The sequence below is a fragment of the Streptomyces viridochromogenes DSM 40736 genome (assembly GCF_000158955.1).
GTDB classification, from domain to species: Bacteria; Actinomycetota; Actinomycetes; order Streptomycetales; family Streptomycetaceae; genus Streptomyces; species Streptomyces venetus.
This window is the reverse complement of sequence record NZ_GG657757.1, coordinates 5600715-5608654: the sequence shown is the minus strand read 5'-3', so window position 1 is coordinate 5608654 and position 7940 is coordinate 5600715. Positions and strand designations below refer to the sequence as shown.

Here is a 7940-nt window from a genome sequence, read left to right as displayed (position 1 = left end):
GGGCTCCACGACACCCAGCCCACGCACCGGCCGCTGCCACATCGGCTGCAAGGCGAACCGGTACGCCGGAGGCTCCTCGCCCTCCTTCTCCGCCGTCGCCGCCTCCTCGGCCGCCTCCGCCTCCGAGGCCGGGGCGTCCTGCGTGCGGATCAGCTCCTCGGCGAAGGCGGTGTCGACGAGGACGGCGTCCTTCGGAGCTATCGAGGTGAGCCGGGAGGCCAGATTCACGGTCGTACCGAAGACATCGCCCATCCGGGTGGTCACGGTGCCGAACGCCATGCCGACCCGCAGCTCCGGCATCGTCTCGTCGTACGCCATGGTCTCGATCAGGCGCAGGGCGATCTCGGCCGCCGTGCCCGCGTCGTCGGCGGCGTACAGCACCTCGTCACCGAGGGTCTTGATCAGCCGCCCGCCGTTCGCGGCCACCAGGTCGGCCGCCGTCGTCTCGAAGGCCTCGACCAGCTCGCCGAGCTCCTCCTCCTCCATCCGGCGGGTCAGCCGCGTGAACCCGACCAGGTCCGCGAACCCGACCGCGAGCCGCCGGTCGACCATCTCCTCGTCGTCGGCGGCCTGCACGACCCGCCCGGCCGAGGCGGCGAGCTGCCGCCGCCAGACGTAGACGAGGAACTCCTCCAGCTCGGGCAGGAGCAGCTCGACGATCGGGTACGTCACCTCGGTGCGCGTCATGCCCGGCTCGGGCGGCTCGGTCAGCCCCTCCAGGAAGGAGTCGATCTGCCATTCGGCGAGCCGCGCGGTGGTCTGCCCGGTGGACCGGGCCACCTGTACGGCCATCGCCTCGCTCAGCAGCCCCGCCTCGACGAGGCCGGCGAGGCGGCGCAGGGCGAGGACGTCCGCCTCGGTGAGTGCCTTGGCCTGCCCGATGTCGGCAAAGCCCATCGCCCGCCAGAAGCGGGATGCCAGTTCCATGGAGACGCCGGCGCTGCGGGCCGCCTGAAAAGGGGTGTAGCGGCGCTCGGCGCCCAGGATGAGCCCTTCGAGGCGCAGGGCGAGCGGATCCTCGCCGGAGTCGGCGCCCTGCGCGTCCTCGCCGGAACCCGAGTCGTCGACGGTCACGCGTGTTGCCCTTCCGATCTGTCACGGTCATGTATCGACCGGCCTCAACTCTACGGCAGGTGTGCGCCAGCTCACTCCGTGAGGGCCAGCCGGGGGGTGAGGGACCCGGCGTCATGGGGGAGGCGGCACGGGTGGGCGCAGCGGCACCCCGCGGCGCGGGGTTGCGGACCCACCCCCCCACCTCAGCTCACACCGGCCGAAGATGCACGATGTCCCCGGCCCCCACAGGCTCCTGCACCCCTTCCCCCGTAGCCAGCACCAACCGCCCGTCCCCGTCCACCGCGACGGCCTCCCCCACCACCGCCCGATCCCCGGGCAACTCCGCCCGGACCACCCGCCCGAGCGTCGCGCACCCAGCGGCATATGCCTCCTGCAACCCGCACACCCCCGGATCGCCACCCGCAGCACGCCACTTCCCGTACCACTCCTCCAGGGCCCGCAGCACCCCTCGCAGCAATGGATCCCGGTCCGTACTCACCGCCCCGGCCAGCCCCAGCGACCCGGCCGTCGGCACGGGCAGCTCGTCCTCCTTCAGGGAGACGTTGATGCCGACCCCGATGACGACCCCGCCGTCACCGGCCCGCTCGGCCAGAATGCCCCCGGCCTTGCGCTCGGCTCCCCCCACCGTGACCAGCAGATCGTTCGGCCACTTCAGCGCCGTGTCCACCCCGGCCGCCCGGGACAGCCCCGTCGCCACGGCCACGCCCGTGAGCAGCGGCAGCCACCCCCACCGCTCGACCGGCACCTCGCCGGGTGTGAGTAGCACGGAGAAGAAAAGACCCGACCGCGGCGGCGCCGTCCACTGCCGGTCGAGCCGCCCCCGCCCGGCCGTCTGCTCCTCGGCGACCAGCACCGCCCCCTCCGCGGCCCCGCCCTCGGCCGTACGGGCCACCAGGTCGGAGTTGGTGGAGCCGGTGCGCTGCACCACGTCCACCTCCGACCACAGCCCTCCCTCCCGCACCAGCCCCCGGCGCAGGTCGGTGACGTTGAGGGGCGGGCGGCCGAGGTCGGACCATCGGCTCGACCTCGGATCACGGGGCCCGTTGGGCGGGTTTCCGTCTTCACCTGGTGGCATCTTCATGCAAGCCACCCTAGGTTTGACATCCTCCATCCCGCAGAGGGAGTGGATTCCAGCCCGGAAGGGCTGAGGTTCACAGGCGCTCGGCCACTCCGTGGCGTCGCCTCTCCGGCGTGTCCCGCCGCGACGCCTTGATCGTATGCGCCACGTCGGCCGCCGCGCCGTCGATTCCGTAGATCTCATCGGCGTTCCTGGGAAGGCAGGGACGGTGTGGCAAACACCGCACTGCCGATCCGGAGGCACCCCACTAATGTACGGATGAGTAACCGTCCCCCCTTTTGAGCAGGCAGGGAGCCGCATCCCGATGTCCGAGCCGGAAGAGCAGCAGCAGCCTGACATTCACACGACCGCGGGCAAGATCGCGGATCTGCAGCGCCGTATCGAGGAAGCGACGCACGCCGGCTCCGCACGCGCCGTCGAAAAGCAGCACGCCAAGGGCAAGCTGACAGCCCGTGAGCGGATAGAGCTCCTGCTCGACGAGGGTTCCTTCGTCGAACTCGACGAGTTCGCCCAGCACCGCTCCACCAACTTCGGCCTCGACAAGAACCGGCCCTACGGAGACGGTGTCGTCACCGGGTACGGCACCGTCGACGGCCGCCCCGTCGCCGTGTTCTCGCAGGACTTCACCGTCTTCGGCGGGGCCCTCGGCGAGGTCTACGGGCAGAAGATCGTCAAGGTCATGGACTTCGCGCTGAAGACCGGCTGCCCGGTCATCGGCATCAACGACTCCGGCGGCGCCCGGATCCAGGAAGGCGTGGCCTCGCTGGGCGCCTACGGCGAGATCTTCCGCCGCAACACCCACGCCTCCGGCGTCATCCCGCAGATCAGCCTGGTCGTCGGCCCGTGTGCGGGCGGGGCCGTCTACTCCCCCGCCATCACCGACTTCACGGTCATGGTCGACCAGACCTCGCACATGTTCATCACCGGCCCCGACGTCATCAAGACCGTCACCGGCGAGGACGTCGGCTTCGAGGAGCTGGGCGGCGCCCGTACGCACAACTCGACCTCCGGTGTGGCCCACCACATGGCCGGGGACGAGAAGGACGCCATCGAGTACATCAAGCAGCTGCTGTCGTACCTGCCGTCCAACAACCTCTCCGAGGCGCCGGTCTTCCCCGAGGAGGCCGACCTCGAGACCACCGACGAGGACCGCGAGCTGGACGCGATCGTCCCGGACAGCGCGAACCAGCCGTACGACATGCACGCGGTGATCGAGCACGTCTTGGACGACGCCGAGTTCTTCGAGACGCAGCCGCTGTACGCGCCGAACATCGTCACCGGCTTCGGCCGGGTCGAGGGCCACCCGGTCGGCATCGTCGCCAACCAGCCGACGCAGCTCGCCGGGTGCCTGGACATCAAGGCCAGCGAGAAGGCGGCCCGCTTCGTGCGCACCTGCGACGCCTTCAACGTCCCGGTCATCACCTTCGTCGACGTCCCCGGCTTCCTGCCCGGCGTCGACCAGGAGCACGACGGCATCATCCGGCGCGGCGCCAAGCTGATCTACGCGTACGCCGAGGCGACCGTCCCGCTCATCACCCTCATCACGCGCAAGGCGTTCGGCGGGGCGTACGACGTCATGGGCTCCAAGCACCTGGGCGCCGACCTCAACCTCGCCTGGCCCACCGCCCAGATCGCCGTCATGGGCGCCCAGGGCGCGGTCAACATCCTGCACCGCCGCACCCTGGCCGAGGCGGAGGCGAGCGGCGAGGACCTGGAAGCGGTCCGGGCCCGGCTGATCCAGGAGTACGAGGACGCCCTCCTCAACCCCTACGTCGCGGCCGAGCGCGGCTACGTCGACGCCGTGATCATGCCGTCCGACACGCGCCGTCATGTCGTACGAGGTCTGCGTCAACTGCGCACGAAGCGGGAATCCCTGCCTCCGAAGAAGCACGGCAACATCCCCCTCTAGCACCGGCGAGCCCAGGAGGCCCACATGACGATCAAGGTCGTACGGGGCAACCCGACCCCGGAGGAGCTGGCCGCCGCACTGGCGGTGGTCAGGGCCCGCGCCGCGGCGGCAGCCGAAACGCCGCCCGGCGCACCCGCCTCCCGCGATTCCTGGTCCGACCCGTCCCGTATCGCCGCCCACCGCCTGCCCCAGCCGGGGCCGGCGGCGTGGGGCCGCACCTACTGGCCGGGGTGAGATCAGCTTCTCGAGGGGCGCGGGGAACCGCGCACCGCACGGCTGACGCGGGGCGCCGATTTGAGTATCCCTACTCAGGCGCCCCGCGCTGCCAGGCCGCACGCTGGTGTCATGCTGTGGTCCGACCCCGAGAACGAACCGCCCGAAGAACTGCGTGACATGCAGGACATGCTGCGGCGGCTGAGCGTTCTCCTGGCCCTGGCCATGGTGCTCGTGATGATCGTGATCGGCGTGAGGTGAACCGGCCTCGCTCGGGTGACTAACCTGACCGCATGACTGCTCAGCGCCGCAGGCGACTCGTCCTCGCCTCCCAGTCCCCCGCCCGGCTGGGACTGCTCCGCCAGGCCGGCCTCGCTCCCGAGGTGATCGTGAGCGGCGTCGACGAGGACGCCGTCACCGCCCCCACCCCTGCCGAACTGGCGCTCGCCCTCGCCGAGGCGAAGGCCTCCGTCGTGGCCGCCCGTCCCGAGGTCGGGGGCGCGCTCGTGATCGGCTGCGACTCGGTGCTCGACCTGGACGGCCAGGCCCTCGGCAAGCCCGCGGACGCCGAGGAGGCCACCGCCCGCTGGAAGGCGATGCGCGGACGCGCCGGGACCCTCCAGACCGGCCACTGCGTCTACGACACGCTCAACGGCCGGTACGTCTCGGCCACCGCGTCGACCGTCGTCCGCTTCGGCGACCCCACCGACGAGGAGATCGCCGCCTACGTCGCCTCCGGGGAGCCCCTCCACGTCGCCGGGGCGTTCACCCTGGACGGCCGCTCGGCGCCGTTCATCGAGGGGATCGACGGCGACCACGGCAACGTGATCGGCATCAGCCTGCCCCTCGTCCGGCGGCTGCTCGCCCGGCTGGGCGTCGGCATCACGGAGTTGTGGGCGCCGGCGGAGCGGTGACCGGGGGCCCGTCGCCGCCCCTCCCGTCCTCCGGCGCGGCGTCGGCGGGCTCGGCCGGATGGTCGTACGTCATCAGCAGCAGCACGATCAGGCCGAGCACCAGCACCATGAACAGGAACGCGGACCAGCCGACGAGGCCCCAGGTGACCGCGCCCAGCAGCCCGTGCACGACCGCCGCGCTGATCAGCAGCAGCCGCCCGAAACCCGCCGGGGGCCGGTCCCGCAGGGCCACCAGCAGGGCGACCAGGCCGCACAGCGCGAAGTAGAGGCCGAAGACGATCCCACCGATCTTCGACGACATCGCCATCATGTGCGGATCGAGCCCGGCCAGGGACATGTCCTGCCGGTCGACGACCACGCCCAGGAACCAGTTCAGCGCGGCGACGCCGAACGCCTCGCCGAACAGCACCACCGCCACGATCCACGCCACCGGCCTGCGCACCACCGGGCCACCCACTTACCCCTAGTACGTTCGAGAGACATCGCGAACGCTACTAACCGGTAAACCCGGGGACAAGGGTTCCGCGGCGGGCAAAGAATCATTGGGCCATTCGTAGGGACTCCACAAAGAAACAGAGTGGCCCGCAGCACGTGATGACAGAGACCTTGACCACAGGAGCGGGCTAGGGTTTCCCGGAGTAGTACTGCGTACTGCGGTGCGACAAGGGATTTCGCGGGTCGAGCGAGCCACGCATCACGCTCCGTGTGGGCAAGCTCACCACTGGGGACGGGTCGAAGTGCCGTGTCGGCAGTCCCTAAACTCGGCTTGTTTCAAGGAGGGAGCCTCAATCGTGCGCAAGGTGCTCATCGCCAACCGTGGCGAAATCGCTGTCCGCGTGGCCCGGGCCTGCCGGGACGCCGGGATCGCGAGCGTTGCCGTCTACGCCGACCCGGACCGGGACGCTCTGCATGTCCGCGCCGCGGATGAGGCGTTCGCCCTGGGCGGTGACACCCCGGGCACCAGTTACCTCGACATCGAGAAGGTGCTGAACGCCGCCCGGGAGTCCGGTGCGGACGCGATCCACCCCGGCTACGGCTTCCTCTCCGAGAACGCGGACTTCGCGCAGGCCGTGCTGGACGCGGGCCTGATCTGGATCGGCCCGCCGCCGCAGGCGATCCGCGACCTGGGCGACAAGGTCGCGGCGCGGCACATCGCGCAGCGCGCGGGCGCCCCGCTCGTGGCGGGCACGCCCGACCCGGTGTCCGGCGCCGACGAGGTCGTCGCCTTCGCCGAGCAGCACGGTCTGCCGATCGCCATCAAGGCGGCCTTCGGTGGTGGCGGCCGCGGTCTGAAGGTCGCGCGGACCCTGGAAGAGGTCCCGGAGCTGTACGACTCGGCCGTCCGTGAGGCGGTCGCCGCGTTCGGCCGGGGCGAGTGCTTCGTCGAGCGCTACCTCGACAAGCCCCGGCACGTGGAGACCCAGTGCCTCGCCGACCAGCACGGCAACGTCGTGGTCGTCTCCACCCGTGACTGCTCCCTCCAGCGCCGGCACCAGAAACTGGTCGAGGAGGCGCCCGCGCCCTTCCTCTCCGACCAGCAGGTCGCCGAGCTGTACAGCAGCTCGAAGGCGATCCTGAAGGAGGCCGGCTACGTCGGCGCCGGCACGGTCGAGTTCCTCGTCGGCCTCGACGGCACGATCTCCTTCCTGGAGGTCAACACCCGCCTCCAGGTGGAGCACCCGGTCACCGAGGAGGTCGCGGGCATCGACCTCGTGCGGGAGATGTTCCGTATCGCCGACGGCGAGGAACTGGGCTACGACGACCCGGTGCTGCGGGGGCACTCCTTCGAGTTCCGCATCAACGGTGAGGACCCGGGCCGCAACTTCCTCCCGGCTCCCGGCACCGTGACGAAGTTCGACGCGCCGTCCGGCCCGGGTGTGCGGCTGGACGCGGGCGTGGAGTCCGGCTCGGTCATCGGCCCGGCGTGGGACTCCCTGCTGGCCAAGCTGATCGTCACCGGCCGCACGCGCAAGGAGGCCCTGGAACGGGCCGCGCGGGCCTTGGGGGAGTTCCAGGTCGAGGGCATGGCCACGGCGATCCCGTTCCACCGCGCGGTGGTGAAGGACCCGGCGTTCGCGCCGGAGCTCACCGGATCGGACGCGCCCTTCACGGTCCACACCCGCTGGATCGAGACGGAGTTCGTCAACGAGATCAAGCCGTTCGCGGCGGTGGCCGACGCGGAGACGGACGAGGAGCCGGACCGCGAGACGGTGGTCGTCGAGGTCGGCGGCAAGCGCCTGGAGGTCTCCCTGCCGGCCTCGCTGGGGATGTCCCTGGCCCGCACGGGCCTCGCGGCCGGGGCCAAGCCCAAGCGCCGCGCGGCGAAGAAGTCGGGCCCCGTCGCCTCCGGTGACACCCTCGCCTCGCCGATGCAGGGCACGATCGTCAAGGTCGCCGTCGAGGAGGGCCAGGAGGTCAAGGAAGGCGACCTGGTCGTCGTCCTCGAGGCGATGAAGATGGAACAGCCCCTCAACGCCCACAAGTCGGGCACGATCAAGGGTCTGAGCGCGGACATCGGCGCATCGATCACGTCGGGCGCGGCGATCTGCGAGATCAAGGACTGACGGCTCCGCCCCTGGCGCGGCGCCTGCCCACCGGTGGTGGGTCGGGGCCGCGCCGGTGGTGGGTCGGGGCCGCGCCGGTGGTGGGTCGGGGCCGCGCCGGTGGTGGGTCGGGGCCGCGCCGGGGGGTGTCCGTCCTCGGAACGGCGCGACCAGGTCACCTACCGGCTGACTGGCGTCACACGCGCCGC

At 71.1% G+C, this 7940-nt stretch carries 8 protein-coding genes; 5 read left to right on the top strand and 3 right to left on the bottom strand.

Features of this window, described 5'->3' with window-relative positions; all coding sequences use genetic code 11:
- Positions 1-1074, bottom strand: a 1074-nt coding sequence (locus SSQG_RS24805; RefSeq protein WP_003992593.1) for an adenylate/guanylate cyclase domain-containing protein, incomplete at its 3' end; no start/stop codon positions are given.
- A 187-nt stretch (positions 1075-1261) separates the two neighbouring features.
- Positions 1262-2155, bottom strand: a complete 894-nt coding sequence (locus SSQG_RS24800; protein WP_425315001.1) for a biotin--[acetyl-CoA-carboxylase] ligase — start codon at positions 2153-2155, stop codon at positions 1262-1264.
- A 301-nt stretch (positions 2156-2456) separates the two neighbouring features.
- Between SSQG_RS24800 and SSQG_RS24795 the strand changes: the two genes are divergently transcribed.
- The 4 genes from SSQG_RS24795 (at position 2457) to SSQG_RS24785 (ending at position 5188) form a co-directional block, all read left to right on the top strand.
- Positions 2457-4061: an acyl-CoA carboxylase subunit beta gene (locus tag SSQG_RS24795; RefSeq protein WP_003992591.1), complete on the top strand. Its 1605-nt coding sequence runs from the start codon at positions 2457-2459 to the stop codon at positions 4059-4061.
- Between the two features lie 24 nt (positions 4062-4085).
- Positions 4086-4295 (top strand): acyl-CoA carboxylase epsilon subunit, encoded by a 210-nt coding sequence (locus SSQG_RS24790; protein ID WP_003992590.1) that lies wholly within the window; start codon positions 4086-4088, stop codon positions 4293-4295.
- 111 nt (positions 4296-4406) lie between these two features.
- Positions 4407-4535, top strand: a complete 129-nt coding sequence (gene mmpB / locus SSQG_RS43540) for a morphogenic membrane protein MmpB (RefSeq protein WP_086025112.1) — start codon at positions 4407-4409, stop codon at positions 4533-4535.
- Between the two features lie 32 nt (positions 4536-4567).
- Positions 4568-5188, top strand: coding sequence for a Maf family protein (locus tag SSQG_RS24785; protein ID WP_003992588.1), 621 nt, complete (start codon positions 4568-4570; stop codon positions 5186-5188).
- Here the strand turns inward: SSQG_RS24785 and SSQG_RS24780 are convergent.
- Complete coding sequence (locus tag SSQG_RS24780) at positions 5157-5633, bottom strand: hypothetical protein (RefSeq protein ID WP_039933551.1); 477 nt, start codon at positions 5631-5633, stop codon at positions 5157-5159. The two genes, SSQG_RS24785 and SSQG_RS24780, sit on opposite strands and share 32 nt — an antisense overlap.
- A 346-nt stretch (positions 5634-5979) precedes the next feature.
- Between SSQG_RS24780 and SSQG_RS24775 the strand changes: the two genes are divergently transcribed.
- Positions 5980-7752 (top strand): acetyl/propionyl/methylcrotonyl-CoA carboxylase subunit alpha, encoded by a 1773-nt coding sequence (locus SSQG_RS24775; RefSeq protein WP_003992586.1) that lies wholly within the window; start codon positions 5980-5982, stop codon positions 7750-7752.
- The last annotated feature ends 188 nt before the right edge of the window (positions 7753-7940 follow it).

Coding starts and splice junctions, on each gene's coding strand:
- SSQG_RS24785 (WP_003992588.1), top strand. CDS start 4,568: ATGACTGCTCAGCGCCGCAGGCGACTCGTCCTCGCCTCCCAGTCCCCC.
- SSQG_RS24795 (WP_003992591.1), top strand. CDS start 2,457: ATGTCCGAGCCGGAAGAGCAGCAGCAGCCTGACATTCACACGACCGCG.
- SSQG_RS24790 (WP_003992590.1), top strand. CDS start 4,086: ATGACGATCAAGGTCGTACGGGGCAACCCGACCCCGGAGGAGCTGGCC.
- SSQG_RS24800 (WP_425315001.1), bottom strand. CDS start 2,155: ATGAAGATGCCACCAGGTGAAGACGGAAACCCGCCCAACGGGCCCCGT.
- mmpB (WP_086025112.1), top strand. CDS start 4,407: ATGCTGTGGTCCGACCCCGAGAACGAACCGCCCGAAGAACTGCGTGAC.